26 protein-coding genes are annotated in these 26,203 nt (G+C 39.7%); 16 read left to right on the forward strand and 10 right to left on the reverse strand.

Annotation, left to right across the window (positions count from 1 at the left end):
- Window positions 1–136: 136 nt before the first annotated feature.
- Entirely contained in the window at window positions 137–1,486 is a 1,350-nt protein-coding gene (locus K3T81_RS09295) for a S1C family serine protease (protein WP_238019547.1), read from the reverse strand.
- 168 nt (window positions 1,487–1,654) lie between these two features.
- On the opposite strand from K3T81_RS09295, the gene K3T81_RS09300 reads away from it, so the two are divergent.
- From K3T81_RS09300 to K3T81_RS09335, 8 genes are all read left to right on the forward strand, one after another.
- Window positions 1,655–2,347, forward strand: a complete 693-nt coding sequence (locus K3T81_RS09300) for a response regulator transcription factor (protein ID WP_161465039.1) — start codon at window positions 1,655–1,657, stop codon at window positions 2,345–2,347.
- Entirely contained in the window at window positions 2,344–3,669 is a 1,326-nt protein-coding gene (locus tag K3T81_RS09305; RefSeq protein ID WP_238019548.1) for a sensor histidine kinase, read from the forward strand. Before K3T81_RS09300 ends, K3T81_RS09305 begins: the two co-directional genes overlap by 4 nt.
- Before the next feature lie 138 nt (window positions 3,670–3,807).
- The gene (typA, locus tag K3T81_RS09310; protein WP_106895690.1) at window positions 3,808–5,637 is read left to right on the forward strand and encodes a translational GTPase TypA; all 1,830 of its coding nucleotides are present in this window, start codon (window positions 3,808–3,810) and stop codon (window positions 5,635–5,637) included.
- 425 nt (window positions 5,638–6,062) lie between these two features.
- Window positions 6,063–7,196 carry a PQQ-dependent sugar dehydrogenase gene (locus tag K3T81_RS09315; protein WP_238019550.1) on the forward strand — a complete coding sequence of 378 codons (1,134 nt, stop codon included), beginning with the start codon at window positions 6,063–6,065 and terminating at the stop codon, window positions 7,194–7,196.
- 99 nt (window positions 7,197–7,295) lie between these two features.
- Window positions 7,296–9,218: a PTS system trehalose-specific EIIBC component gene (gene treP, locus K3T81_RS09320; RefSeq protein ID WP_238019552.1), complete on the forward strand. Its 1,923-nt coding sequence runs from the start codon at window positions 7,296–7,298 to the stop codon at window positions 9,216–9,218.
- Window positions 9,219–9,242: 24 nt separating this feature from the next.
- The gene (treC, locus tag K3T81_RS09325) at window positions 9,243–10,898 is read left to right on the forward strand and encodes an alpha,alpha-phosphotrehalase (protein WP_238019554.1); all 1,656 of its coding nucleotides are present in this window, start codon (window positions 9,243–9,245) and stop codon (window positions 10,896–10,898) included.
- Between the two features lie 12 nt (window positions 10,899–10,910).
- Complete coding sequence (gene treR, locus K3T81_RS09330; RefSeq protein WP_238019556.1) at window positions 10,911–11,624, forward strand: trehalose operon repressor; 714 nt, start codon at window positions 10,911–10,913, stop codon at window positions 11,622–11,624.
- Between the two features lie 222 nt (window positions 11,625–11,846).
- Complete coding sequence (locus K3T81_RS09335) at window positions 11,847–12,119, forward strand: YkvA family protein (RefSeq protein ID WP_161465484.1); 273 nt, start codon at window positions 11,847–11,849, stop codon at window positions 12,117–12,119.
- A 164-nt stretch (window positions 12,120–12,283) separates the two neighbouring features.
- Here K3T81_RS09335 and K3T81_RS09340 read toward each other — a convergent pair whose 3' ends face one another.
- The 6 genes from K3T81_RS09340 to K3T81_RS09365 form a co-directional block, all read right to left on the reverse strand.
- Window positions 12,284–13,147, reverse strand: coding sequence for a dimethylarginine dimethylaminohydrolase family protein (locus tag K3T81_RS09340; protein WP_238019558.1), 864 nt, complete (start codon window positions 13,145–13,147; stop codon window positions 12,284–12,286).
- 150 nt (window positions 13,148–13,297) lie between these two features.
- Window positions 13,298–13,477, reverse strand: coding sequence for a hypothetical protein (locus tag K3T81_RS09345; RefSeq protein WP_106895694.1), 180 nt, complete (start codon window positions 13,475–13,477; stop codon window positions 13,298–13,300).
- Window positions 13,478–13,602: 125 nt separating this feature from the next.
- Window positions 13,603–14,565, reverse strand: a complete 963-nt coding sequence (locus tag K3T81_RS09350) for an ABC transporter permease (RefSeq protein WP_238019560.1) — start codon at window positions 14,563–14,565, stop codon at window positions 13,603–13,605.
- Window positions 14,558–15,484: an ABC transporter ATP-binding protein gene (locus tag K3T81_RS09355; protein WP_238019561.1), complete on the reverse strand. Its 927-nt coding sequence runs from the start codon at window positions 15,482–15,484 to the stop codon at window positions 14,558–14,560. Before K3T81_RS09355 ends, K3T81_RS09350 begins: the two co-directional genes overlap by 8 nt.
- Window positions 15,485–15,620: 136 nt before the next feature.
- Window positions 15,621–15,779, reverse strand: coding sequence for a YfhE family protein (locus K3T81_RS09360; RefSeq protein WP_081779442.1), 159 nt, complete (start codon window positions 15,777–15,779; stop codon window positions 15,621–15,623).
- A gap of 161 nt (window positions 15,780–15,940) precedes the next feature.
- On the reverse strand, window positions 15,941–16,663 hold the full coding sequence (locus tag K3T81_RS09365; protein ID WP_238019562.1) for a 3-ketoacyl-ACP reductase: 723 nt from the start codon (window positions 16,661–16,663) through the stop codon (window positions 15,941–15,943).
- Window positions 16,664–16,829: 166 nt separating this feature from the next.
- Here K3T81_RS09365 and K3T81_RS09370 point away from each other — a divergent pair, with 166 nt between their 5' ends.
- Together K3T81_RS09370 and K3T81_RS09375 are read left to right on the forward strand one after the other, a co-directional pair.
- On the forward strand, window positions 16,830–17,981 hold the full coding sequence (locus tag K3T81_RS09370) for a thiolase family protein (protein ID WP_238019563.1): 1,152 nt from the start codon (window positions 16,830–16,832) through the stop codon (window positions 17,979–17,981).
- Window positions 17,982–18,194: 213 nt separating this feature from the next.
- A complete protein-coding gene (locus K3T81_RS09375; RefSeq protein WP_238019564.1) occupies window positions 18,195–19,358 on the forward strand; it encodes a CapA family protein in 1,164 nt (387 codons plus the stop codon).
- 160 nt (window positions 19,359–19,518) lie between these two features.
- Here K3T81_RS09375 and K3T81_RS09380 read toward each other — a convergent pair whose 3' ends face one another.
- Together K3T81_RS09380 and K3T81_RS09385 are read right to left on the reverse strand one after the other, a co-directional pair.
- Window positions 19,519–20,205 (reverse strand): DUF1129 family protein, encoded by a 687-nt coding sequence (locus tag K3T81_RS09380; protein ID WP_238019565.1) that lies wholly within the window; start codon window positions 20,203–20,205, stop codon window positions 19,519–19,521.
- Window positions 20,192–20,536, reverse strand: coding sequence for a PadR family transcriptional regulator (locus K3T81_RS09385; protein ID WP_036577140.1), 345 nt, complete (start codon window positions 20,534–20,536; stop codon window positions 20,192–20,194). Before K3T81_RS09385 ends, K3T81_RS09380 begins: the two co-directional genes overlap by 14 nt.
- Before the next feature lie 161 nt (window positions 20,537–20,697).
- Here K3T81_RS09385 and K3T81_RS09390 point away from each other — a divergent pair, with 161 nt between their 5' ends.
- Window positions 20,698–21,525: a DUF368 domain-containing protein gene (locus tag K3T81_RS09390; RefSeq protein WP_238019566.1), complete on the forward strand. Its 828-nt coding sequence runs from the start codon at window positions 20,698–20,700 to the stop codon at window positions 21,523–21,525.
- A gap of 58 nt (window positions 21,526–21,583) precedes the next feature.
- A complete protein-coding gene (locus K3T81_RS09395; protein WP_036577142.1) occupies window positions 21,584–21,904 on the forward strand; it encodes a thioredoxin family protein in 321 nt (106 codons plus the stop codon).
- Window positions 21,905–21,961: 57 nt separating this feature from the next.
- Here K3T81_RS09395 and K3T81_RS09400 read toward each other — a convergent pair whose 3' ends face one another.
- The gene (locus K3T81_RS09400; protein WP_238019568.1) at window positions 21,962–22,588 is read right to left on the reverse strand and encodes a VOC family protein; all 627 of its coding nucleotides are present in this window, start codon (window positions 22,586–22,588) and stop codon (window positions 21,962–21,964) included.
- A 239-nt stretch (window positions 22,589–22,827) separates the two neighbouring features.
- Here K3T81_RS09400 and K3T81_RS09405 point away from each other — a divergent pair, with 239 nt between their 5' ends.
- The 4 genes from K3T81_RS09405 to K3T81_RS09420 all read left to right on the forward strand — a co-directional run bounded on the left by K3T81_RS09405 (window position 22,828) and on the right by K3T81_RS09420 (window position 26,185).
- A complete protein-coding gene (locus tag K3T81_RS09405) occupies window positions 22,828–23,394 on the forward strand; it encodes a GNAT family N-acetyltransferase (RefSeq protein WP_161464503.1) in 567 nt (188 codons plus the stop codon).
- A gap of 55 nt (window positions 23,395–23,449) precedes the next feature.
- Window positions 23,450–24,142 carry a response regulator transcription factor gene (locus tag K3T81_RS09410; protein WP_238019570.1) on the forward strand — a complete coding sequence of 231 codons (693 nt, stop codon included), beginning with the start codon at window positions 23,450–23,452 and terminating at the stop codon, window positions 24,140–24,142.
- Window positions 24,139–25,491: a HAMP domain-containing sensor histidine kinase gene (locus K3T81_RS09415; protein WP_238019572.1), complete on the forward strand. Its 1,353-nt coding sequence runs from the start codon at window positions 24,139–24,141 to the stop codon at window positions 25,489–25,491. Before K3T81_RS09410 ends, K3T81_RS09415 begins: the two co-directional genes overlap by 4 nt.
- A gap of 70 nt (window positions 25,492–25,561) precedes the next feature.
- Complete coding sequence (locus tag K3T81_RS09420; RefSeq protein ID WP_238019574.1) at window positions 25,562–26,185, forward strand: PepSY domain-containing protein; 624 nt, start codon at window positions 25,562–25,564, stop codon at window positions 26,183–26,185.
- Window positions 26,186–26,203 lie beyond the last annotated feature (18 nt).

A 26,203-nucleotide genomic window follows, 5' to 3' on the forward strand; every position in this document is an offset into this window, starting at 1 on the left:
TTAATAAATCAATTTGAAGTAAACCGCTCGCAGATTGATATTAGAAGAAATGTACGCACCCTCTATAAGTATAATGCGAAAAAGCAAAAAAAAGAAGGGAGGATAGTCCCCCCTTCTAAAGAATTTCACGTGACGTTTATTGTTCTGTTTCTCCTGCTTGCAAGGTAACCTTAGCAGTTTTCTGTTCTCCGTCACGATAGTACTCTATTTCAACTGTATCCCCAACTGCAGCGTCGGAGTACAGGAATTTTCTTAGCTCTAAAATGGAAGTGATGGCATTCCCATTAATTTGTGTGATGACATCAAATCTTTGTAGACCTGCTGATTCTGCAGAGGATCCAGCTTGAACGTCTGCTATGACCATGCCGCCATCTACTTTTTCAGGAAGCTCAATCTCACTCCGAAATTGGGCAGGAACCTGGCTTAAGGAAGCAGTGCTAATACCGATAAGCGGGCGTTCAATCTCCCCGTTCTGTTCTAATTGATCCATAATTGGTAGTGCTGTGTCCATTGGTATTGCAAAGCCAATTCCCTCTACCTCTTCACGGGCAATCTTCATGGAATTAATTCCAATTACCTCGCCATTTCCATTAACGAGCGCTCCACCACTATTACCAGGATTAATAGCGGCATCCGTTTGGATTACTTCTGTTACCCAGTCTGCTTGTTGGTCCCCATTTGTATCCATGCTTACAGAACGGTTTAGTCCACTGACAATTCCTTTGGTAATCGTGTTAGCGAATTCAATCCCTAAAGGGTTACCGATGGCAACAACCGTTTCACCTACTGTAAGGTCCTCAGAGCTGCCGATACTTGCCACTGTATCAATTTTCTCTCCATCTACCTCAAGTACTGCTAAATCTGTTAATGCATCAGTACCGAGTACTGTTGCATTAATGTGTTCTTCGTCATCTAACACAACTTCAACTTCTTCGGCGCCTTCTACAACATGTTGATTTGTAACAACATATGCTTTACCGTTTTCCTTTTTGTAGACAATCCCCGATCCAGTTCCAGCTTCTTGGCTATCTGTCCAAACGTTTTGTTGCTGCATATTGCTAACTCCAACTACGGCCTTGGCTGTTTCTTCAATGCTGGAAGAAAGGGTTGCATCATCCGATGCTAGTGTTTGCACAATATCCGGAGTTGAGGAAGAGTTAGCGCCTTCCCCTCCTGAAGCCGAAGAACTTGTATTTATTGGAATAATATTCGTCATAATAAGGGCAATGATTAGAGCAACAGATACAACCCCTCCTGATAAACCACCAAGTATGAAGTGTAGTCCGCTTTTGCTTTTAGTTGGTTTAACATTTTCAGACCGCTGTTCCGCTGGCGTTGATTCATGATGAACTGTATGCTGTTGTTGCATAAGGTAATCATCGTTTTCTGTCCCACTGTCTTGTTCCAGGTTCTGTTCAGCTATTTCTTGGCGCTCATTTCTTTCCGGTTCTCCTTGATGATTTGTATTATATTTGTCTTGGTCCATTGATTATCACCCTTTCGCTGATTTTGATTATAAGTTGAGTATACCCACAGGTTTTGGGAAACATTTGGTATAAATGTGGTAGAAATGTGTAAAAGTGATAGCTTGTTCAACGGTTAGGTCTTATGTAAAAATAGAAGTAATGACATTAAATCGAAAAGGTGAGCGTGTATGAACTATCATATAGGGGTTGTGGAAGATGATCCGAATATCCAAAATATTGTTACGGCATACTTGAAAAAAGAAGGCTTTGAAGTTTCACTATCAGATTCAGCTGAGAAGGCATGGGAGATTTGGGAAAACCGCAAGCCAGATATGTGGATATTGGATATTATGCTCCCAGGAATGGATGGGTACGAGTTCTGTAAAAAAATCCGCAATGAAAGTGAAGTACCGATTATCATTATTTCTGCAAAAGATGATGAAATTGACAAAATTCTTGGTCTTGAGCTCGGTGGGGACGATTATTTAACAAAACCATTTAGCCCTAGAGAATTGATAGCGCGTATCAAGCGATTGTTTAAGCGTTCGGCACCGCGAATAAATGGGGGAAATGAAGACAAGGAAATTATCAAAACACATCATATGGAAATATATAAAAGTGAAAGACGGATTTTTTATAATGGAAATGAGCTTGATGTCACGACGAAGGAATATGACATGCTGGTGTTTTTAACGGAAAATGTCAATCGGGCTTTTTCTAGAGAGGACCTGTTAGTAAGGGTCTGGGGAGATGATTATTTTGGTAGTGACAGAGCGGTAGATGATTTAATAAAACGAATACGAAAGAAACTACCTAATCTACCACTAGAAACGGTTTGGGGTTATGGTTACCGATTGCGTGATGATGAGGAAACAGAATGAAACTGCAATCACAGCTAAATGCTGCCTTCACTGCCTTATTGCTCGTGATATTGGCTGTCACGGGGTATATCATTTATTCCCTTATTCTTGATATGCTGATTGAGGATGAACAAAGGCAATTAAAGCAAAATGGAGAGATACTAGCCGAATTAATTAACGAGTCCGGAGCGATCAGTAATGCGGGGCTCAGTAACTTTTTGAATGAGCAGAACCTTCAACTCATTATGTATAATGAAAATAACAATGTCATACCGTATTCAACCATTCCAAGTAAAATCGTTAAGGGCTTGTTTGAGAATAATGACTTTTCTGCCCGTGATGAAGCACTGTGGGAATATAAAAATGCCCGTTATGTAACTTCTCGTATCATCATAACCCCTGAAAGCAATGGCGACCAGCTTATATTGCTTACACCGTTAGATGATTTGCAGGAAGTGCAACAGCAGTTTATCTTCAGACTGCTCATTGTTTTTCTCATTGGGGCAGCAGCTGCCATACTTCTTAGTTATTTTTTAACCAATAAACTTGTTACACCACTTTCCCAACTAAAAAGACAGTTGAAAAAGGTGGAGAATAGACAGTTTGATGATATCAACCGTATTAAAGCAACAGGGGAAATTAAAGAAGTAGAACAAAGTGTCTATGAAATGGCAAATGAATTGAAGCAATACATTAGGTCACAGCAAACATTCTTTCAAAATGCCAGCCATGAATTGAAAACACCGTTAATGACAATACAAGGATACGCAGAAGGTATCAGAGATGGTATTTTTGATGAAAATGATCAAGACAAAGGTCTTGAAGTTATGGTTACAGAGGTAAAAAGACTGAAGAAAATTATTAATGAGATGATCTTGCTTGCAAAGCTGGACAGTGATACGGAAGTATACAATAAAGATAAAGTGTTGGTAGACGATTTGATAGAGCAAGTTGTGGATCGTGCCTTACCAATTATTAATGACAAAAAAATACACTTAAAACAAGAGGTAGAGGCAAATATTGTCCTTTATGCAGACGAGGAAAAACTCTTACGCGCTCTCTTGAACCTGGTATTTAATGCTATTCGTCATGCTAATTCGACCGTCTCCATACAAGTGAAGAAGCAGGAAAGCAACACCCATATTTTAATAGAAGATGATGGTGAAGGGGTGGCTGAGGAATTAATGCCACATATTTTTCACCGGTTTGTAAAAGGTAAAACTGGGGAAACTGGATTAGGATTAGCAATTGCTAGAGCAATTATTGAACAATCAAATGGAAAAATAGCTGTCGATAAATCGGAACTGGGTGGAGCGAAATTTGAGATAATTTTTAAAGGATAGGAAATTAAGTTTTAATCAGTTGATCGACGCTTTTGTACATTTTTCGTTAATTTTTTGAAAAAACTTTAATATACCTATGGTTTTATGGTATAATCGTATAGTTTGAATCAACTCTAATTTAAAGAGGAGCGTACTTTTATGCAATTAAGAGAAGATATTCGTAATATTGCGATCATTGCCCACGTTGACCACGGAAAAACAACACTGGTTGATCAGTTACTGAAATACTCAGGAACTTTCCGTGAAAACGAACAAGTCAATGAAAGAGCAATGGACTCAGGAGATATTGAAAGAGAACGTGGAATTACTATCTTGGCGAAAAATACTGCGATTAAATATAAAGATACATCTATTAATATTTTAGATACACCTGGACACGCAGACTTCGGTGGAGAAGTAGAACGAATCATGAAAATGGTAGATGGTGTGGCACTCGTTGTAGATGCTTATGAAGGAACCATGCCACAAACTAGATTCGTACTGAAAAAGGCACTTGAGCAGAAGCTAACTCCAATCGTTGTGCTTAACAAGATTGACCGTCCAAATGCCCGCCCTTCAGAAGTGGTAGATGAAGTATTGGACCTATTCATTGAACTTGGTGCAGATGATGAGCAGCTTGAATTCCCAGTTGTTTATGCTTCCGCATTAAATGGTACATCTGGTCTTGAACCAGAGGCCCAAGAAGAAACAATGGATCCTGTTTTTACTACTATTTTAGATCATATTCCAGCACCTGCTGATACGAAAGACGAGCCTTTACAGTTCCAAGTAACATTATTGGATTATAATGACTATGTTGGTCGTATCGGGGTTGGACGCGTAGTTCGTGGTAAAATCAGCGTTGGTCAACAAGTTGTTGTCTTAAAAGAGGATGGCTCACAGAAGTCATTCCGTATTAGTAAGCTTTTCGGCTTTATTGGTCTAAAACGTATTGAAATCCAAGAAGCGATTGCAGGAGATATTGTTGCGATTGCTGGAATGGAAGATATCAATATCGGGGAAACCATTTGCCCTCAGGATCATGTTGAAGCACTACCATGGCTTCGAATTGATGAGCCAACATTGCAAATGACGTTCGTAGTAAACAATAGTCCGTTTGCTGGACGTGAGGGTAAGTATATTACGTCACGTAGAATTGAAGAGCGTCTATTGAAGCAATTGGAAACGGATGTTAGTTTACGTGTAGATCCTACAGATTCTCCTGATGCTTGGATTGTATCAGGTAGAGGAGAATTACATCTATCCATCTTGATAGAGAATATGCGTCGTGAAGGTTACGAACTACAGCTTTCTAAACCACAGGTAATCATCAAGGAAATTGATGGCGTACGTTGTGAGCCTGTAGAACGTGTGCAAGTAGATGTGCCAGAGGAATATACAGGCGCAATTATGGAATCACTTGGAGAGCGTAAAGGCGAAATGCTAGATATGGTAAACCATGGTACTGGTCAGGTCCGCCTTGAGTTCAAGGTGCCTTCTCGTGGATTGATCGGTTATGCTACAGAATTTATGACCCAGACACGTGGTTATGGTATCATCAACCATACATTTGATACGTACGAGCCTGTAATTAAAGGGCAAGTCGGTGGACGTCGTGAAGGTGTATTAGTTGGCTTGGAAAACGGAAAAGCTTCCACTTACGGTATTATGCAACTGGAAGATCGTGGTGTGATTTTCGTAGAACCTGGTACAGAAATATATGCTGGCATGATTGTCGGAGAGCACAACCGTGAAAATGATCTGACTGTTAACATTACAAAAGAAAAGCACTTAACAAACGTACGTTCATCTAACAAGGACCAAACTTCTACTATCAGGAAAACAAGAAAAATGTCTCTTGAGGAAGCTATTGAGTACTTGGCAGATGATGAGTACTGTGAAGTAACACCAGAATCCATTCGTTTAAGGAAAAAAATCCTTAATAAAAACGAGCGCGAAAAAGCATCGAAAAAATCAAAAACAGTCTAATTATAGTAGGGAACCCATGGTATTAGTGGGTTCCCTTTTTTGGGTTGTTATTGTTGGAATTTTCCTGAAATTAAGTGGCAATTTTGTGCATGTAATCAGTTAGGATGAGAGATCCAATCGATTATAAAAGAAGTGTGCCAATCAATCAGAGGAGTGTTTCAATCGATCATAGAAGATCGCCAATCAACCAGAAGAGCGTCTCAATCGATCATAGGAGAGCGTCAATCAACAAGATGAGAGATCCAATCGATTATAAAAGAGATCGAATCAACAAGAGGAGTGTCTCAATCGATCACAGAAGAGCCCCAATCAACCAGAATTGCTTGTTACCCGCTATGTATCCGTGGAGAGAGAAGAATTTAACTAGTTTAGGATGAAGTAAGGAAGGCAACTAATAAAGGTAAAATAGAAAGGAGGCTCACCCTATGCGATTTACTGGAATTGCTATTCTGTGCACTTTTTTTGTAATACTTACGGCCTGTTCGAATGATGAGAGAAAACCCGAACCCATTGAGCCAGAGCAACCTGCTGAAGAAACGTCAGGGGAGGCAGGAGAAAATGAAGATGCCGGTAATGAAGGGGAGAACATAGAGCAAGTAGCCACAAACTTAGAAGCGCCATGGGCAATTGAGAAGCATGGTGGAAATTTGTATGTTAGCGAGCGTCCTGGTGCCATTGTCACCATTACAAAGAGTGGGCAAACTCGAAAGCCTGTTGAGTTTGAAAGAGATCTTTCCCAACAGTCAGAGGCCGGATTGCTCGGTATCGCCATTCCGGAGGATTTTTCATCAAGTGAAATTGCGTATGCCTATTATTCTTATGAGCAGGACGGAACTTATTACCAACGTGTCATTGAGCTTGAAGAAAGAGAAGAGGCATGGCACGAAGTATCTACTATTCTTGATAGAATTCCCGGAGGGCAGGTGCATCAAGGAGGAAGGATAAAAATAGGACCAGATGAAAAACTTTATGTCACAACAGGTGATGCGTCTGTTCCTGAAAATGCGCAGGATGTAGAGAGTCTAGCGGGAAAAATTTTGCGGATAAATACTGATGGGAGTGTACCTGAAGACAATCCCTTTCAAAACTCTTATATTTATTCCTATGGCCACCGTAATCCACAAGGGATGGCTTGGGATGAAGCTGGTTCCCTATACGCTACCGCACATGGATCCAATGCACATGATGAAATAAATTTAATTAAACCTGGAGAAAATTATGGGTGGCCTGTGATACAAGGGGATGAAACTGAAGGAGAGATGGTAACACCTCTCGCTCATTCTGGTGAAGAGACGTGGGCGCCATCTGGAATGACAAGTTTGCATGGTAGTTTTTTCTTTGCGACCCTGAGTGGGCAAAGCTTAAAGCGGTTTAATCTTAAAAACGAGACAATTAGTACGGTTTTATCTGATTTCGGAAGAATAAGGGATGTGTATGCCGATAGCGGGGGGCTATATTTTATTACAAATAACACAGATGGAAGAGGCTCGCCGTCTGAAGAAGATGACCAGCTAATTTTCCTAAAGCTTCCTACTAATCAACTTCACGAATCACAATAATTTGGGATTTTGAAAGCCTTTGCATAACTTGTATATACATGTTATACTTTTGGAAACATGTATATACAAGTGTTAAGGTTATTTAGAGGAGGATAAACAATGGGGAATCAACATAAGGAAACAATATACGCACCTGTCAGTGGGCAAGTTCTGCCACTCGATAAAGTTCCAGATCCAACATTTTCTAAAGGGTTAATGGGAGAAGGACTTGCTGTTAATCCAACTGATGGTGAGGTTGTATCACCAGTCGATGGAAAGATTGTTCAAGTTTTTCCAACCAAGCATGCAGTAGGAATTGAGAGTGATTCAGGAGCGGAAATACTTATTCATATCGGACTTGAAACCGTTTCACTAGATGGAGAGGGCTTTACGGCTCATGTACAACAGGGAGATTGGGTGAAAGTCGGAGAGCCTTTAATTACATTTGATCTTGCTTATATTAAAGCGCATGCAGCAAGCGCTATCACGCCAATTATATTAACAAATGGTGAGGGGATAGAGGTTGCTCTTTCCTCAGAAACAGACGTAAAGGCCGGGGAAACTATTTTATTCTCTGTAACGAATAGTGGGGAAGATCGACCTAAAGAGAAGACAAGGGAACCAAAACAATCTGTGCAGTATAGTGATGAGGCAAGGCAAATTGTAGCAGCTGTTGGTGGTTTGGAAAACATACAAGCAGCCACACATTGTGTGACAAGGTTGCGTTTTGCTTTGAATGATGAAGATCAAGTTAATCACGATGAATTGGAAAATATCGACCTGGTAAAAGGCTCTTTTACTACAAATGGCCAGTTTCAAGTCGTTATTGGTCAAGGTACAGTGGACAAGGTCTATCGTGCTATGGTAGACGAAACGGGCATACAAGAAGCTTCAAAGGAAGATGTAAAAGAAGCTGGGGGAAGAAAACAAAATCCTTTACAGCGTGGCATTAAAGTATTGGCCGATATATTCATTCCAATCCTTCCGGCAATTGTAACTGCAGGTTTACTTATGGGGATTAATAACATCCTTGCAAATGGGGGCATTTTTGGTGAACAAGCTGTAATTGAAATGTACCCTCAATGGGCAGGTATTGCAGACATGATCAATATTATTGCAAATACGGCCTTAACCTTTCTGCCTGCTTTAATAGGGTGGTCAGCAATGAAACGTTTTGGTGGAAGTGAATTGCTGGGGGTAGTATTGGGACTTATTTTAGTTCATCCGGCACTTCTCAATGCTTGGGATTATGGTGCAGCGTTGGAAGAAGGAAATGTCCCAACATGGAATTTGTTTGGTTTGGAAATAAACAAAATCGGTTATCAGGGCCAGGTACTTCCTGTTCTGCTGGCATCATGGGTTTTAGCTAAAATAGAACTATTCTTGAAAAAACGTGTAATGGATTCATTACAACTTTTAGTTGTTGCACCAGTAGCCTTACTTATTTCTGGGTTTCTTACATTTATCATTATTGGGCCCATTACATTTGCGATAGGGAACTGGATTACAGACGGCCTGGTTTCTCTATTTGATCAGTTTGCAATCATTGGAGGATTGGTGTATGGTGCGCTTTATGCCCCAATGGTTATTACGGGAATGCATCACACTTTCCTAGCTGTAGATTTACAATTAATCGGTAGTACGGAATCAACATTTCTTTGGCCGATCCTTGCATTGTCTAATATAGCACAGGGGGCAGCTGCATTTGCGATGTTCCTAGCAGCAAAAGACGATAAGCTTAAAGGCCTTGCAAGTACTTCTAGTTTGTCTGCATGGTTGGGCGTAACTGAACCGGCAATGTTCGGTGTGAATTTACGTTTTAGATATCCGTTTATTGCCGCAGTAATCGGTTCATCGATTGCGGGGGCATTCATCACCTTCCAAAATGTGCTTGCTTCATCTATCGGTGTAGGTGGCTTACCGGCATTTTTCTCTATCATCCCAGGCGGCTGGGGAGCATTTGGTATTGGTGTTATCATAGTACTGCTTATACCATTTACCATTACATTTGCGATTGCCAAGAAAAAATTAAAGACACATTAAATATTAGACATCAGAGGTGAGTATATGGATGAACAATGGTGGAAAAAAGCTACCGTTTATGAAATATATCCAAAAAGCTTTCATGATACGACAGGAAGTGGAACCGGAGATATTCAAGGTATCATTCAGAAATTGGATTATGTAAAAGAACTTGGGGTTGATGTGATTTGGTTAACACCTGTATATCGTTCCCCACAGAAGGATAATGGGTATGATATCAGTAATTATTATGAAATAGAACCATTCTACGGATCGATGGCTGACTTTGAGGAACTTTTAACTGAAACACATAACCGAGGGATGAAATTAATTATGGATTTGGTTATCAATCATACTTCAACAGAGCATGAGTGGTTCCAAGAGGCTATTTCCTCAAAGGATAGCCCATACCGGGATTTCTATATTTGGAAGGACCCTGCTTCAGATGGAGGTCCACCTAACAATTGGGAATCTAAGTTTGGTGGTTCTGCATGGGAGTATGATGCACAATCAAAGCAGTATTATCTGCATCTTTTTGATAAAACACAAGCAGATTTAAATTGGGAAAATCCAACGCTTCGAGAGGAAGTTTATAAGGTCATTCGCTTTTGGGCTGAGAAAGGGATTGATGGATTCCGATTAGATGTTATTAATTTAATATCCAAAAATCAGCAGTTTCCTCATGACGATGTAGGAGATGGAAGAAGGTTTTATACGGATGGACCTAGAATACATGAATACCTGAACGAAATAAATCAGACTGTATTCAAACCATATAACATGATGACTGTGGGAGAAATGTCATCTACCACTTTGGAAAACTGTATTCTTTATACACGCCCAAACCGAGATGAATTAGATATGACCTTCCAGTTTCACCACTTGAAGGTGGACTATCCTAACGGAGAAAAGTGGACAAAAGCTCCATTTGATTTTGGTAAGCTTAAGGAAATTTTGACCCATTGGCAAGTGGGAATGCATGATGGAGGAGGCTGGAATGCCTTGTTTTGGTGTAACCACGATCAACCTCGTGTAGTATCCCGTTTTGGCGATGACGAGCATTACCACGTAGAGTCGGCTAAGATGCTTGCGACAAATCTACACATGATGCAAGGGACACCTTATATATTCCAGGGAGAAGAAATTGGGATGACTAACCCAAACTTTAGCTCGATTGAAAAGTATCGGGATGTTGAGTCACTGAATGCATATACCAACCTTAAACAACAAGGAATGACTGAAAAAGAAGTACTAGATATTTTACAGCAGAAATCAAGAGATAATGCACGCACCCCGATGCAATGGTCAGCAGCAGAGAATGGCGGATTCACCAAAGGTACACCTTGGATTCCAATAGCGGATAACTATCCCGATATTAATGCTGAAACAGTAATAGCGGACCCTAAATCAACCTTCCATTATTACAAGCAGCTTATTACATTGCGTAAAAAGTATGATATCATTACCAATGGAGATTTTCAGATTCTTCAGCAGGATCATCAGCAAGTGTTTGCTTATATCCGGTCGTGGGAAGGAAAAAAGCTTGTTGTGATTAGTAATTTTTATGCTGAACCAGCTAACTTCTCAGTTAGCCTGCAGGGAAAACCAGAAATTCTTCTTTCTAACTATCCTGATTCAGCGAATAAGTTTGGTGCCATTAGGCTTCGTCCATACGAGTCTATCGTATATTATTTGGAGTAATGAGGGGATCCAATGCAAAAAAAGTATTTAACGATCTACCATGATTTAGTGAAAAACATTCAAACAAACGTTTGGCCAACAGCTTCGATGCTTCCATCTGAAAAGGAACTTACAATAACTTACGATACGTCCAGGGAGACGATTCGTAAAGCATTAAACCTACTAGCACAAAATGGATATATACAGAAGATTCGTGGTAAGGGATCTATAGTGATAGACAGGAAGAAGCTTAGCTTCCCTGTATCAGGGATTACGAGCTTTAAAGAGCTTGCTAACAATTTGCAGTTGGATACCAAGACATCTGTTGTGAACTTGGAATACATTACTGCAACAGACCAGGTACGTTCCTTATTAGAAGTAGAAGAACAAGAAGATGCTTGGAAAGTTTGTCGAGTAAGAACAATCGATGGTGTTCGTGTCATTCTTGATAAAGATTATTTTGTAGGGGAAATCGTGCCAAAGCTTCCCGCCAATATATGTGAGGAGTCCATTTACGAATATATTGAGGGAGAGATAGGGCTTACGATTGGCTTTGCACAAAAGGAAATTATAGTAGAGGAACCGACAGAGGAAGATAAAGTATTCTTGGATCTAGAAGGCTTTAGCAATGTTGTTGTGATAAAAAGTCTTATTTATTTGGAAGATGCCCGTCTGTTCCAATATACAGAGTCAAGACATCGTCCTGACCGATTTCGGTTCGTTGATTTTGCCAGAAGGATAAAGTGATACTAAAAAACAGTGGTTGTTTTCTACCACTGTTTTTTTAGTACCCAATTGTATGAAATGATAGGCCATTGAGCTCAAGCGGATATCTTTAATCACCCACTGTTTCGTTTTGTTTAGGGATTACACTGGAAACGGCATATTAACTGCCATTTACGTGGGCGAGATTTAAATGGATTGGTTTACGTATGAAGAGGGAAAACTGGATACAGAGGTGGTGAAGTAATGATTCGCTCTATTAAACGATTTAAATTTATATTCCAATTTAAGAAGTTTATTCCATTTCTCAGGGACTTTTTCCTAACCAATCAAGTTGGTAAGGGCAAGAAGTTCTTATATGCAGGAATAGCGCTTGGCTATATTTTATTTCCCTTCGATATTATTCCCGACTTTATACTTGGTCTGGGCTTCATTGATGACATCACAGTAGTATTGTTTATCCTGGAGAGAATGGTGAGGTCTGCCCCAGCATCATTAAGAGAGAAACATTCATTATAGAAAGACACACCGATTTGATATCGGTGTGTCTTTTTGTTTCCTCGTTAGGAATGTATAAAATTTTAGCAAGGAAGCAGCGACAACGTAGTGAAAATTTTGAAGTTCCAAGTATAAGAAAAACTTTCACATTCACTAAAGGACGAGCGAATGCGAGTTTATCTAATTTATTTTCTTTTGAGTGGTAAGGTACTGCAGCGAAAGGAGCCTCCGGATTTGATGATTTCTGAGAAGGGAACTTCATGCACTGTGAATCCAGCTTCTCGTAATTGTTTATTGACCTGTTTATTTTCAGGAAGACTGATAACTTGGTTTCCGCCAATCGAGAGCACATTTGGACCCATGTTAAATTGTTCTTCGTCTGACACTTCTATTAAGTGATACTTCTTTCGTAATCGTTTGCGGGAAACGGAGTCAACTGCCTTGGAATAAATTAATGCTGTATCAGGGCTAACAATATTTAGAACACAGTCGAGATGAAGAATTTCATCATCCAATGTAATTGGCATCACGTTGTAGGTCGGTAAGTGGTCTTTTAGTGTTTGAATTGCCACATCAGAGGTGCGATTACTCCTCCCAACCCAAATATCCTGTCCATCCACCAGAACGTCTCCTCCTTCAATAGAATCGGAGAATATATCCTCATAGCTATACTGGTTTGTTTCCAGCCAATTTATTAAAACCCTTTTTTCGGGTTTGCGTAATGCTTCCTCCATTTTTGAAACATATAATGTATCACCAATGGTAAAGCCGATATCTCTTGTGAAAACCTGTTCGTTAAGATCTTGACTGGGATGGAGGCTGATTACTTCTATACCTGCTTTCTTTAGCACATTGACAAATTGCTGGTGTTGTCGTAAAGCTCTAGACTGATCAATGTTTTCTTTTAGAAAGTGGCGTTGTGTTTCATTAATAGCTTCTTTGATCTTCATGTGTTCTGGAGGTACTACTACCACCTTTTGAAGTTCATCATATTCACTATTACAGCTAATCATGTTAGTTTGCTCTTTTGTTGGTATGCTTGTCATCATCTTTCATCCCCCGTTGAAAATCCTTTTTGTATTTCTTTTCCCTCTAGGATATTTTATAAACCAGCTTAACAATCTTAGAACTTCTATAAATTCCCACTTTTCATACTGAGATAAAAAAAGGAGACTGCAATTAGGCAGTCTCCTTCCATATTAAGGTTTTCTACTTTTCTTCTCGTCTGGGATATACTTGGTGAAATATGCTGCAAATAATAGGCATATAAAAGAGAGCCCCCAGGAAACAATCCCATTCCACTGGACATCAATACGTAGTCCAATGATGAGAATAATGGCACTAATACCAAGAAAGAAAGCAGTTAGATATCGTTTCACGTATAACACCCCTAAAGTTTAGGAAAATTATTACATACTATAGGTTCATTCTAATACTTAAACTTCTTGAAGGAAAGTGAATTAAAATTTTCACCCCCGGTGCAACCGTCCGTAAGAAGTTTACTTTATTGTCCGGCTATATCCCGTATTGTAAAGAATGCCCAAGATAGAGCCATAAATAGGAGATAATAAACGATTAACACAGTTATGGAAAAACCGAGTGTCATGCCTTCCATGAAAGGCGTGCTCCCAGCAGTATATTGACTTAAGTCCGTGTTAGCAAATAAAATGAACTTCGCCCATGCTCGATCAGAGAAATATAACATAATCGGATTCGCTGCCATCATAAGGAATATGGCAACCCCAATGGCAAGAGCACTATTACGGAATATTGTTGAGATTGCAAACGCAAAAGTAGCCATCATAACTAAGTTTACTAGCTTAAAGCCGTATGCCGGAACAATTTCGCTTATAACGGAGACGTATGCAAGTCCATTTCCATCGTCTACCAGCATATGAGGATTGAATGACCCGAACCCATAGAAAATTAAACCAATAATGTATGAGAATATCAGCACAAACAGCAAGGTGAAAAAGGCAAACAGGATTACTGCAGCATATTTAGATAGCAATGCCTTGGTCCTTGTAATCGGACGAATTAACAATAGCTTTATTGTTCCCCAACGGAATTCATTAGCAACAATCCCAGCTGCAATTATTATGGTGAGCAAGCTAACAAGAGACAGTAGTAGTTGATTTTCTAATACAAATTGCATGGCGCCATAACCATCTGGCTGAATATCATTTTCTAGATAATAATTATTTTCCGCAATTATATTAGAATTCATATCATAAAAAATACCGTCTTCTTCTGCTTCCTCCATTTCTTTTGTAAGTTCCTGGTTTTCTTCTTCTAAGGTTTCTCTCCAGTTATCGTCACTGTATTGTTTAGAACTCAATTCATCTATATTACTCAAAAAACCTACGCCAATAATAATCCCAGCAAGGATTATGTACATTGCCCACGTGGATTTTCGTATATAGATCTTGAATAGCTCATTGTAAACAAGTTTAAAAAAATTATTCAATCGTATTCTCTCCAATCAAGTCAAAGAATTTATCCTCAAGGCTGGATTTTGACGAATTTACCTGGTATATAGCTATATCATTTTGGACAAAACTGCGAACAATCTCAGGTATTTTTTCTTTTTCAGTTTGGAAAAGAAGTGTCTCACCCTCTGATTTAGCCTCAAGCGCATGATCTGTTTTTAATACATCAACTGCCTGATTCATTGGGGAGACTTGCATTTGTACCTGAATTATATCCTGAGTTTCAGCTGTATTTGTATCCTGCACAGTCTGGGTAGCGATCAGTTCTCCATTTTTAATAATCCCAATCCTGTCACACATTAACTCAATTTCAGAAAGTAAATGACTGGAAATAATGACTGCAACATTTTCTTCTGCTGCTAGGCGTCTTATGTACTGGCGAATCTCTCGAATTCCTGCTGGGTCCAGCCCATTAGTAGGCTCGTCTAATATTAAAATGGAAGGGCTGTGAAGCAAGGCTTGTGCGATTCCTAAACGCTGACGCATACCAAGAGAGTATTTGCCAACTTTCTCTTTTATTGGTTTTTCAAGCCCCACCAGTTTAATTACTTCTTGTACACGTTCTTTTGAAATGCCTGGTATCATACGTGCATAGTGCATTAGGTTTTGCCAACCTGTCATAAATGGATACATTTCAGGGTTCTCTACAATAGCACCAACTTCACGAATGGCATTCTTGAAGTCATGCTTTATACTATTTCCAAGAATGAGAACATCCCCATGACTTAATTCCATTAAACCGACCATCATCCGGATGGTAGTTGTTTTTCCTGCACCGTTTGGTCCGATAAAGCCAAAAACTTCTCCTTTATAAATGGAGAAAGTTAGTCCTTTAATAATTTCTTTTTTGCCAATTGATTTTCTGACATCTTGTAACTCCATTGCTACATTTGACATCAAACCATCCCTCCTTCTGTTATACAGTAATACGAATTAGTATAATGATAGTTTCACTTATTTTGTTAAAGATAAGCGAGGCTATTGTGTTGTCATGCATAAAAAACACCTTGCCTCCCAGCAAGGTGTCTCGAAATTATTTCTTTAAATTTGGATTTTCTCTTTTCGCTTCTTTCACGCGGGGCTTTCGGTAGCCACCAGCCATATCTGCTTGCTTAAATTCTTTCGCATAACGCACTTCTTGTGCATCGGATAGCTGTTTGTCCTTTGTTGGTTGGTATTGTGAATTTCGCATTCTAGCATCCTTTCGTTAGAAGTATTGTTATCTTTAACCTTTTCCCTAGAAAACACACATATAAACATACGATCTATATATTAGAGAGCATTGGCTTACCGAAGCATTGGTGAAAATAAACAGTACTGGAGTCCTCTTATTGGGATCTGTTTAAGCTTGTTTTAAAATGGGTTTGTCGCCCATTGTAAGGATTGTTTGATGAATATACGAGGATGTAATTTCAACTGGGACACCATGTATTCCGCTAGATCTTCTGGCTGCATATATTTTTCCTTGTTTTGTTCATCCAGTTTGTCACCAAAGGCAAGTTCTGTTGCGACAAGACTTGGATTCAAAGTAAAGACACGAATATTATGGCGCCTTACCTCTTGCATTAAGGCTTCTGTCATCCCTTGGATAGCAAATTTAGAAGCACTATAGGAGGTAGAACCAGCTGTTGCCTTTAAGCCATTACTTGATGAAATGGTGATAATGTCTCCTTGATTTTTTTCTATCATGCCTGGTAACACCGCTCGCGTAACATGATAGGTCCCAAAGACATTGACTTCAAAAGTGTGTTTCCAGGTTTCTGGGTCCATTTCCAGGATGTTTCCGTGGGCCCCAATCCCTGCATTGTTAAGGAGTATGTCAGCTGTACCAAGTTCTCTTTGAAGCTTAGAAACAGCTAGATCCACTTCTTCCTGGTTTGAAATATCAGCAACAGCGATACTTGTTTTTACACCATGTAGTTGAGCCTTTTCTGCTACTTCATGGAGTTTACTCTTTGTCCGTGCAATTAAACCAACATGGACTCCCTCACGTGCTAATTCGAGTGCTGTAGCCCTTCCGATACCGCTGCCTGCACCTGTAATATAAGCTATTTTTCCTTTAATCACTTGTCCCACAAAAGATCATCCTTTCTTTGTTCTAGGTTAAGTATACTTGCTGTTTTAGCTAGATTCAAAAATTACCGATTAGCCTTACGTGATATTTCAGATGGTTTTGAAAATTTGCTTTCATAGTTCGAGTAAGGAAGATATAATAATCGTATAACAGATTGGAGGGAAAGGAATGAGAGAGGTTGTTATCGTGTCAGGGTGCCGAACTGCTGTAGGAAGAAGAAATGGCTCACTTGCCCAGGTGAGATCTGATGAATTGGCAGCAGCTGTGTTGAGTGAAGTGACTTCTAGAGCAAACCTTAGCAAGGATTTAATAGAGGATGTTATTTTAGGTTGTGTCACACAGGTAAAAGAGCAAGGAGGAAATATTGCCCGTACCGCTGCTTTAATGGCAGGATTTCCTATCCATGTACCTGGTGTTACGATTGATAGACAATGTGGCTCAAGTCAGCAGGCTGTGCACTTTGCTTCACAAGCGATTGCCTCAGGTGACATGGAAGTTGTGATTGCTGGTGGTGTAGAGAGTATGTCACGAGCGCCAATGTTTTCTAATATTGGAGAAACAAAGCCTAGTAGTAGTCTGACTGCTAACTATGACATTGTGAACCAGGGGATATCTGCAGAAAAAATCGCTGACCATTGGAACTTCACAAGAGAACAACTTGATTCCTTTTCTTTACAAAGCCATGAAAACGCTTTAAACGCAATGGAGTCAGGATATTTTAATAAGGAAATTTTACCTGTTGAAGTAGCAGGAAGTAATGGGGATATAAATAAGTTTAAAATAGATGAAGGCCCTCGAGCAGATACAACAAGAGAAGCGTTAGCTAAGCTAAAACCAGTATTCAAAGATAATGGAAAAATAACTGCCGGGAATGCTAGCCAAATGAGTGATGGGGCAAGTGCTGTCTTGTTGATGTCCGCTGATAAGGCGAAGGAACTTGAAGTCAAAGCTAAAGCACGTATTATTGCCCGCACCGTTGTAGGATCTGACCCTATCTTTATGCTGACAGGGCCTATCGCTGCTACAGATAAAGTACTAAAGCGGGCGGGTCTGACTATCGAGGACATGGATCGTTACGAAGTAAATGAAGCCTTTGCATCGGTGCCACTTGCCTGGTTGGAGGAAACGGGGGCAGACCCTGGGAAATTGAATGTGAATGGCGGGGCAATTGCGCTTGGCCACCCATTAGGAGCTACAGGAACAAAACTATTAGTCTCCTTAATGCATGAGCTGGAACTAATGGAAGGAAGGTACGGATTGCTTGCTGTTTGTGAAGGTATGGGGATGGCGAATGCTACGATTATTGAGAGGCTATCATAAAGCATAACAGGGCGTTGAGAAAATGAACAAACTAAACTTGCTTGAAAGGTAGAATAGAACAGATACATTCATTTTAAATAACACAGCAAAGGCACTTTATTAACATGTGCATCATGTTACAAAATACGCTGAAAAATGCTAGATTTCCGTACAGCAGATCCGAAAAATAGTATACTAGGGAAGGAGGGATTTAATTTTAATAGAGGTGAATAAATGAAGTATAAAGTAATAAGTATTTTTCCTATCATGCTTTTGATGTTATTAGTCCTAGTCAGTTGTGCTGGGCAGAATATAGAGTCGGTTCAAACAGCAGAAGATCATATAGCTTATAATTCGGCTATTCAAAAAAAGCAAAATATAAAAATGGAGACAAGTATTACGGTAGCAGCAATTGGGGATATGCTGATCCATGAACCAGTATATCGGGATGCACAGACGGAAGGTGGTTATGATTTTACACCGATGCTTCACCAAGTAAAGCAATATTTACAAGCTCCTACAGTCTCAATTGCAAACCAGGAAACGATGATCGGTGGGGAAGCACTTGGCCTGTCCACATACCCGCAATTTAACAGTCCTTTTGAGGTTGGAGATGCATTAAAAGCGGTTGGCGTCGATGCTGTAACGCTTGCCAATAATCATACATTGGATCGTGGAGAAGAAGCAATTCAGCGAGCAATAGAGCATTGGGAAACGATCGATATGATGTACACGGGTGCTTATAAAGATGAAGAAGACCAAAAGCATATTCGCGTGCAGGAAACCGAAGAAGGTATTTCCCTTGCTTACCTTTCTTATACTTATGGGACAAACGGTATTCCCACACCTGTGGGCCAGGATTACCTTGTAAACAGGATAGATAGGGAGAAAATCGCGGAAGATATGGCGGTAGCAAAAGAAAAGGCAGATGCTGTTATAGTCAGTCTCCATTTTGGTACAGAGAATGAACGCATGCCAAATGAGGAGCAAAAGGAATTAGCACAGTACACTGCAGACCTTGGCGCGGATGTCATCATTGGTCACCATCCCCATGTATTACAGCCAGTAGAATGGCTAACAGGGGAAAATGGAAAGCAAACTTTGGTTGCCTATTCGCTGGGGAACTTCTTATCCTCTCAGCAGGAATATTACCAGCGAATTGGAGGAATGCTGCAGTTTTCTATAAGAAAAACCAGTCAGGGTGATGATGCTCAAGTCACAGTGGAAGAACCAGCATTCTTACCAACATTTATGAGCTATACCGATTTTAAGGATTACCAAGTATTGCCGATGTTCGATTTAACTAATAAGGAGCTTGCAGGAGCTTCGAATGCTTATGAAGCTATAAAAGCCCATCTTTCACAATGGATGCCAGAATTGCAGTTTATTGAAGAATAAAAACGAGACGCCCCCTCTGAACGATACATTATACGCTTGAGGGGGCTTAAGTCTGCAAAAGACGAGCGGGTTTGAATGGTGATTACCCCCTGAAGCTAGATATCACTATAACTTCAGGGGCTCTACCTAACCGATCAGTTTTTACTTTGTACTTGCTCGTTTAAAAGTTTTGTTTTCTTCTCATAAGAAAAGACAAAACGTAGAATATCACGCCCAAAATTGCTAAATAGTATGTTGGAATGCTAACTTCCTTACCAAATGACGGCATGACAAAATGGATGACGACAATGAGCCCGATAAAAGCAGTGCTAATAGCCCATACCTGTAAAAATTCCACCCAACTTTTTATCTCCTTTTTGGAGAAGGTAGATTGCTTAATCCATTTTAAAATTGCCAAAATAAAAGCCCCGAGCAGTAGCAGGTCAATACCCAATATTACAAGTCCAGATCCGATGGAGAAAGTCGTTAGCGCACTACCAATATCAAAGAAATAATGGAGCGCAGTGCCTAAAATTCCATAAGAGCCAGCAAAAAAGCCGAGAAATTGCAGGATTACCATCATGATTAAGGATGCCTGATTCTTCCGCTTCTCCGTTGGAATTTCTTCTACAACCTCTTTGCAATACGCCTTAGGATCATCACCAAACACTTCTTCAGCTGTTTTTCCTTCCTCTTGTGCTTGTAAGAGATGCTCAAGCATTTCCAACAAGACTTCTTCTGTTTGCTGTTCAGATTTATTGCCGTTCAAACGGATATAAAGGAGCATGTCTTCATAATACTTTAAATTATGCTCTGTTAGTCTAGTGCGTTTTTCATTGTTTAGCTCAATAATTTCAGTTGCTTCCATCTGTTTTTCCCCCTTGCTCAATAATATTGTCTACAGGACCCTTAATTAATGTCCAATGATGGGTAAATAATTGTAATGCTTCCTGTCCTTTTTCTGTAAGTTTATAGTACTTTCGCTTGGGGCCTGACTCCGATGCCCGCATTTCGCCAATGATGAGTTTTTCTTTTTGTAAACGAAGCAGTATTGGATAGATAGAACCCTCACTTACATCAGACAAGCCAAATTGCTGGAGCTTAACGGATAGCTCATAGCCATAGGCTGGCTGTATGTTTATGATGGAAAGAATACAACCTTCCAGAATCCCTTTTAATAATTGACTGCGTAATGACAATTTACCACCTACCTTGTATAACAATATAGAGGTTAAAATAATAACTACCTTGTTTAACAAAGTAGCTTACCTTAAGTATAAAACTTTTTCTATAAATTGCAAGTCTTATTTGATATGATGATTTTATGTAGAAAATTGAAACGCAAAAGGGAGATTTAAAAATGGAGTGGAAAAACATATATCGAGGCATGATGATGGGAGCAAGTGATGTGATCCCAGGGGTAAGTGGGGGAACAATAGCAGTTCTACTTGGTATTTATGACAGATTAATTGCTGCAATTAATGGTTTGATGAGTAGAGACTGGAAAAAACAACTTGGCTTTTTAATTCCGCTGGGGATAGGTGTAGCAGCTGCAATATTGCTGTTAGCAAAATTAATAGAGTGGTTGTTTGAACATTATCCAGGGCCAACACAGTTCTTTTTTCTGGGATTAATAATTGGGATTCTGCCTTATTTGTTTCATAAGGCAGAGGCGAAACAGAAGTTTAAAGGGAGCCACATATTACTGCTACTAGTGGGTGTGATTGTAGTTGGGTCCATGATTTTCCTTAATGCCGGAGAGGCAGCAGTCATAACTACTATGGATACAAAAACGTATATCTTGTTATTCTTTTCTGGTTTTATCGCAAGCAGTGCGATGATTTTGCCAGGAATTAGTGGTTCCTTTATGCTCCTTATATTAGGTGTGTATCCAACCGTTATTGGAGCAATTAGCAATCTCCATTTCGATATTATCGCCGTAACAGGGGTGGGAATTGTTATTGGCCTAGTGTTTATGAGTAAAATTATTAATTACTTTCTTACTCGTTTTCGGACAGGTACCTTTGCATTGATTATCGGGCTTGTGATAGGTTCGATCTTTGTAGTATTTCCAGGAGTACCTGCCACAACGCCTTTATTCCTCCTAAGTGTTGTGACATTTGCAGCTGGTCTTTTTGCGGCTTATATACTTGGAAGAGTGGAGTACAAGGACGAAAGCACACAATAGGACAAGTATCTTAAAACGCGTTATACTGAAAGTATGTATTATGAAGGAGTGAAATATAATGGAGCATCTGGCAACAGAAGAGCAATTTAATGAAATTATTCAAAGTGAAGAACCAGTCATTGTAAAGTTTTTTGCAGATTGGTGCCCAGATTGCAAACGAATGGACATGTTCATCGGAGATGTGATGGAGGAGTTCAATAATTATAAGTGGTATCAAGTTAACAGTGATGAGATAAAAGGTATTGCCCAACAATATGAAGTAATGGGTATTCCGAGTATTCTTATTTTCCAAAACGGAGAAAAAAAGGCCCATCAGCATAGTGCTTATACAAAATCACCAGAGTCTGTTACGGAGTTTTTGCATCAGCAATTAGGTTAGGCTAAAATGAAACGACCCGCAGTTTATACTGCCTGGTCGTTTTTTTTCTTCAAAGAATTAATCCAAAGTAAAATGGATTGCTTTCTCACTGTGAAATAGAACTTTCCCGTTTTTTGCCTGGTATTGATGATTAGATATAGATAGATGTAATGCCTTCTCTACATCTGCTTGATAATGGGATGGAATTTCCAATTGAGTAAGTTCCTTTTCATTAACTAATACCGTATCAGCTGGTATATTTGTACTTTCCCATTCGATTAGAAAGGGAAGTTTGGCAGCAGGCTCAGGGAAGAGCATTTTCCAAGAAAGCGCCGTTCCATCTGGCTTTGTTCTTCCAGCATTAACTGGGCCATGATAGGGGATCTCATCCCTTTTAAAATCCGCTTCAAATTGTTCCATATCTTCCGTACGTAAAGCATACTGTATTGGTTTTTCCTCGTTTTCCCCCAATGCTTTAACTACCTGCTTGATAAGTGGGTTGTTAGATTGGGAGGCGAGTTGCTTATCAAATAAACCGATCCATTCGAGATAGCAGTTATTAGCAAAATAGCTGAGATAATTATGTGTTCCCCACTGTTCGTGTTCTCCTCCTTTTACTACGGTTACTCCGTGTTTTGCTCCAAATTCCTCTGCGGCTTTCTTTGGATCATGGGCTGTAATGACAATATGGTCGATGGCTAACAAGGTAGTTCCTCCTTTATCCCGGTGCAACCGTCCGTAAGACTCCCTTTTAAAACATGAGGTGAAACAGTCAGTTAGTTTTTAGTGGGAATAAACGGCCGTTAGCACCCTGATTCGTTCAACTAACAATTAGTGGGGGAAGAATGAAAACCCCCACTAATTGAAGTTTTACTTTATATGTTTCTAATTTTCATAAATCTAGTATAATAGAAAAAACTTCATTTGTAAGGGAGAGGGACTTCTTGAATAAACATCCATTGCTTATTGATTTTCCACAGGAAATAACAACAGAAAGACTCCTGATCAGAATACCTCAGCCAGGGGATGGGCAGAGCGTTTTTGAAGCAATCCAGGCAAGTAAACCTGAGCTAAAAAAATGGTTGCCGTTTGCTCAAGGGGAACAGACTTTAGAGGAAACAGAAATTAATGTTAGAGAGGCGCATATTAATTTCCTCAAACGTGAAGACATGCGGATGCACATCTTTTTAAAGGACACCAATACGTTAATTGGATCAACTGGCTACCATCGTCCGAACTGGGATATTCGGAAGTTTGAAATAGGTTATTGGTTAGACACGAGATATTGCGGCAATGGATATATGACGGAGGCGGTAAGTGCCCTTACGGATTTTGCCTTCCAGGAGCTGCAAGCTAATCGTATAGAAATACGCTGTGATGAACTAAATAAGCAGAGTAGTGCTGTTCCAGAGAGACTTCACTTTCAGTTGGAAGGAATATTAAATAGTGAGGATAAAGCGGTGGATGGCGAGGAACTACGGAATACATGTATTTACGCTAAGACAAAATAGACAGAGGATATAACAGCCCTTTTTCTAGAATCCAACTTGAAAGCTGGTGAAAGCAATGACGCAGCCTAAAATCTTAATTGTAGAAGATGAACAAAAGCTAAGCAGAGTGCTCCAGCTAGAGCTGGAGTATGAAGACTATGTAACAGGAATTGCTACGGATGGAAAGGAAGCATTAGAAAAGATTGAGGAAGAGCGATGGGACTTGGTCTTACTTGATATCATGCTGCCAAAACTGAGCGGGTTAGAAGTATTACGAAAAGTGCGGAAGTCAGGAGAGACGATGCCGATTATTCTGTTAACGGCTAGAGATGAAGTACACGATAAAGTTAGCGGTCTTGATATCGGTGCAAATGACTATATTACAAAACCCTTCCAGATTGAGGAATTACTTGCCCGTATCCGAGTACATTTACGAACTACAATAAGCCAAAACAATAGCGGAGAGTTACTTAAAGTCGGTGATCTTACTGTGAATATGGGGAGTAGAGAAGTGAAGCGACAGGAAATGAGTATTGATTTAACACCACGTGAATTTGACTTACTTGTTTGTCTTCTAAAAAATAAAAACATCGTGTTAACAAGAGAGCAACTTATCGAGCAAGTATGGGGATTTGATTACTATGGAGATACAAATGTAGTCGATGTTTATATTCGTTACCTTAGACAAAAAATAGATAAAGGCTATGACGAGGCTTATATCCAGACAGTTCGGGGCGTTGGCTATACGGTAAAGGATCGGTCCAAATGAAGCTTCGGACAAAAATTCAATTGTTTTCCAGTATTTTCATCCTTCTTCTTGTTTTACTTGTTAACACAGCGATCTATTTCCTTTTCTATAAGATTTCCACAGACAGCCAACTAGAGCAATTAGCTGAACAAACCTCCACCATTATAGAGGCGGTAAACAATGATCCAGCAACTGCTACCAATGAATTTATGAAAGCATATTTACCGCAGAACGGGATGATACGGGTCATTGATCAACAGGGGACGACATTTCTTACCGAGTTAAATGATACCTATACCTTTCGTGACCCTGTTTTTATGGAGACGGAGAAACAGGAAATCATCTCTCCTGAAGATGCCCCAGACGTCGCAGTGATTTCAAAGCCCATCATTTGGAGTAATGGAAGCCATGCAAATGAGGTCGTTACAATAGAGGTTTCTAGTCAGTTAACCCCTCTTGAAGAGACAATGCAAACACTATTTTTTGTTTTAATGGCAGCTTCAATTATTATGCTTATTCCTATAATTATTGCTGGAAACGTACTCAGCAGGTTTTTATTGAAACCGATCAAGGCACTAATCTATGCAATGCGCGAGAATATGCAACAAACATCCTGGAAAAAAATATATGTGGAATCTCGTTCAAAGGATGAATTATACGAAATGGAAATGACCTTTAACGAAATGATTGATTTCCTAAAAGAATCCTATGAAAAACAGGAAGTCTTTGTCTCGGATGCCTCGCACGAATTAAAAACTCCAATTTCGATTGTGAAAAGCTATGCCCAATTATTAAAGCGGAGGGGAACCGGAGATCAGGAGCTTGTTAAGGAATCATTAGAAGCAATTGATTCTGAGGCAGATCGAATGCAAAAGCTAGTGGAGCAGATGCTTTCATTAGCTAAAAATAAGCAGGATAGGGAGAAAGAAAACGTGAATCTAACTCCGCTTGTGGAACAGACTGTCCTAACCTTTCAAAAAGCTTATGATCGAGAAATCCAATTCAAACAGGAAAGTGAAGAATGTATTGTTCAAGGACTACCTGATCAACTACAACAGGTTGTTTATATATTAATAGATAACGCTTTGAAGTATAGTCAAGGAGAGATTGAAGTGGAGTTATCAGGTAGAGATACGGTAATCGACCTTAAAGTAAAGGATTACGGAAAAGGAATAAGCCAGAAGGATCAAAGCCGGATATTTGATCGCTTTTACCGGGTAGATAAGGCGAGGAATAGAGATACGGGTGGAACAGGTCTAGGCCTGGCAATAGCAAAATCCATCACGGAGGCTCATCATGGAGAACTCACGGTTAGTAGTAAACTAGGTAAAGGGACAAGTTTTTTACTTACCCTGCCACTTTCTCATTGAATTCTAATCTTACTCACCAATTTTTCAAAGTATGAGCTATTACACTCAAAGTAGTTGGGAGGAGAGTCCGATGAAAAAAAAGACTGTTATGATGACAGTTGGGCTTGTTGTGCTAGTGCTGATTGGATTTGGGATTTATCATTCTTTTGCCAGTTCTGCAAGCCATGACTACTCAAAGAAAGACATAAAGCAGGTGATCACGACCCAATATCCTGGAAAAGTGAGTGAACCACAGCTGAATGAAAAGGAAGGCTTTTATGAAGCTGTTGTAGATCATGAGGGAAATAAATATATAATTAAGGTTGATGCAAACACAGGCGAAGTAAAAGGACTAGAGATGACGGAAAAACGTACAGAAACCAATGCAGATGCAAATAAATATACAGATCCAGGCAAGGGATCTGATAATGCAACGACTGAAGAGCAAGACAATGGCAGTGAAAAAGGCCAAGAAGACGATGAAGAGGGAGAAACGAAGCATACTGAAGAGGACGTGACCGTCAGTTTGAGTGAAGCGAAAGAAATTGCATTAGAACGTTTCCCTGGTAGAATTGATGAAGCTGAATTGGATGAAGATGATGGCAGGTATCTTTATGAAATTAAAATTATTAATGGAAACGAAGAAGCGGAATTAGAGATCGATGCTTTTACAGGGGAGATCCTTTATCAAAATATCGAAGTCGATGATGACTAATTTGTGCAAAGCTGCTGG

Origin of the sequence: Oceanobacillus jordanicus, from assembly GCF_022095695.1 — a bacterium.
Taxonomy (GTDB): Bacteria; Bacillota; Bacilli; order Bacillales; family Amphibacillaceae; genus Oceanobacillus_B; species Oceanobacillus_B jordanicus.

Excerpts from the sequence above, each read along its gene's own strand:
- K3T81_RS09380 (WP_238019565.1), bottom strand. The coding sequence starts at position 20,205 with ATGGAAGCAACTGAAATTATTGAGCTAAACAATGAAAAACGCACTAGA.
- K3T81_RS09300 (WP_161465039.1), top strand. The coding sequence starts at position 1,655 with ATGAACTATCATATAGGGGTTGTGGAAGATGATCCGAATATCCAAAAT.
- K3T81_RS09355 (WP_238019561.1), bottom strand. The coding sequence starts at position 15,484 with ATGTCAAATGTAGCAATGGAGTTACAAGATGTCAGAAAATCAATTGGC.
- typA (WP_106895690.1), top strand. The coding sequence starts at position 3,808 with ATGCAATTAAGAGAAGATATTCGTAATATTGCGATCATTGCCCACGTT.
- K3T81_RS09420 (WP_238019574.1), top strand. The coding sequence starts at position 25,562 with ATGAAAAAAAAGACTGTTATGATGACAGTTGGGCTTGTTGTGCTAGTG.
- treC (WP_238019554.1), top strand. The coding sequence starts at position 9,243 with ATGGATGAACAATGGTGGAAAAAAGCTACCGTTTATGAAATATATCCA.
- K3T81_RS09395 (WP_036577142.1), top strand. The coding sequence starts at position 21,584 with ATGGAGCATCTGGCAACAGAAGAGCAATTTAATGAAATTATTCAAAGT.
- K3T81_RS09370 (WP_238019563.1), top strand. The coding sequence starts at position 16,830 with ATGAGAGAGGTTGTTATCGTGTCAGGGTGCCGAACTGCTGTAGGAAGA.
- K3T81_RS09390 (WP_238019566.1), top strand. The coding sequence starts at position 20,698 with ATGGAGTGGAAAAACATATATCGAGGCATGATGATGGGAGCAAGTGAT.
- K3T81_RS09295 (WP_238019547.1), bottom strand. The coding sequence starts at position 1,486 with ATGGACCAAGACAAATATAATACAAATCATCAAGGAGAACCGGAAAGA.
- K3T81_RS09410 (WP_238019570.1), top strand. The coding sequence starts at position 23,450 with ATGACGCAGCCTAAAATCTTAATTGTAGAAGATGAACAAAAGCTAAGC.
- K3T81_RS09340 (WP_238019558.1), bottom strand. The coding sequence starts at position 13,147 with ATGATGACAAGCATACCAACAAAAGAGCAAACTAACATGATTAGCTGT.
- K3T81_RS09415 (WP_238019572.1), top strand. The coding sequence starts at position 24,139 with ATGAAGCTTCGGACAAAAATTCAATTGTTTTCCAGTATTTTCATCCTT.
- treR (WP_238019556.1), top strand. The coding sequence starts at position 10,911 with ATGCAAAAAAAGTATTTAACGATCTACCATGATTTAGTGAAAAACATT.
- K3T81_RS09335 (WP_161465484.1), top strand. The coding sequence starts at position 11,847 with ATGATTCGCTCTATTAAACGATTTAAATTTATATTCCAATTTAAGAAG.
- K3T81_RS09305 (WP_238019548.1), top strand. The coding sequence starts at position 2,344 with ATGAAACTGCAATCACAGCTAAATGCTGCCTTCACTGCCTTATTGCTC.
- K3T81_RS09375 (WP_238019564.1), top strand. The coding sequence starts at position 18,195 with ATGAAGTATAAAGTAATAAGTATTTTTCCTATCATGCTTTTGATGTTA.
- K3T81_RS09360 (WP_081779442.1), bottom strand. The coding sequence starts at position 15,779 with ATGCGAAATTCACAATACCAACCAACAAAGGACAAACAGCTATCCGAT.
- treP (WP_238019552.1), top strand. The coding sequence starts at position 7,296 with ATGGGGAATCAACATAAGGAAACAATATACGCACCTGTCAGTGGGCAA.
- K3T81_RS09315 (WP_238019550.1), top strand. The coding sequence starts at position 6,063 with ATGCGATTTACTGGAATTGCTATTCTGTGCACTTTTTTTGTAATACTT.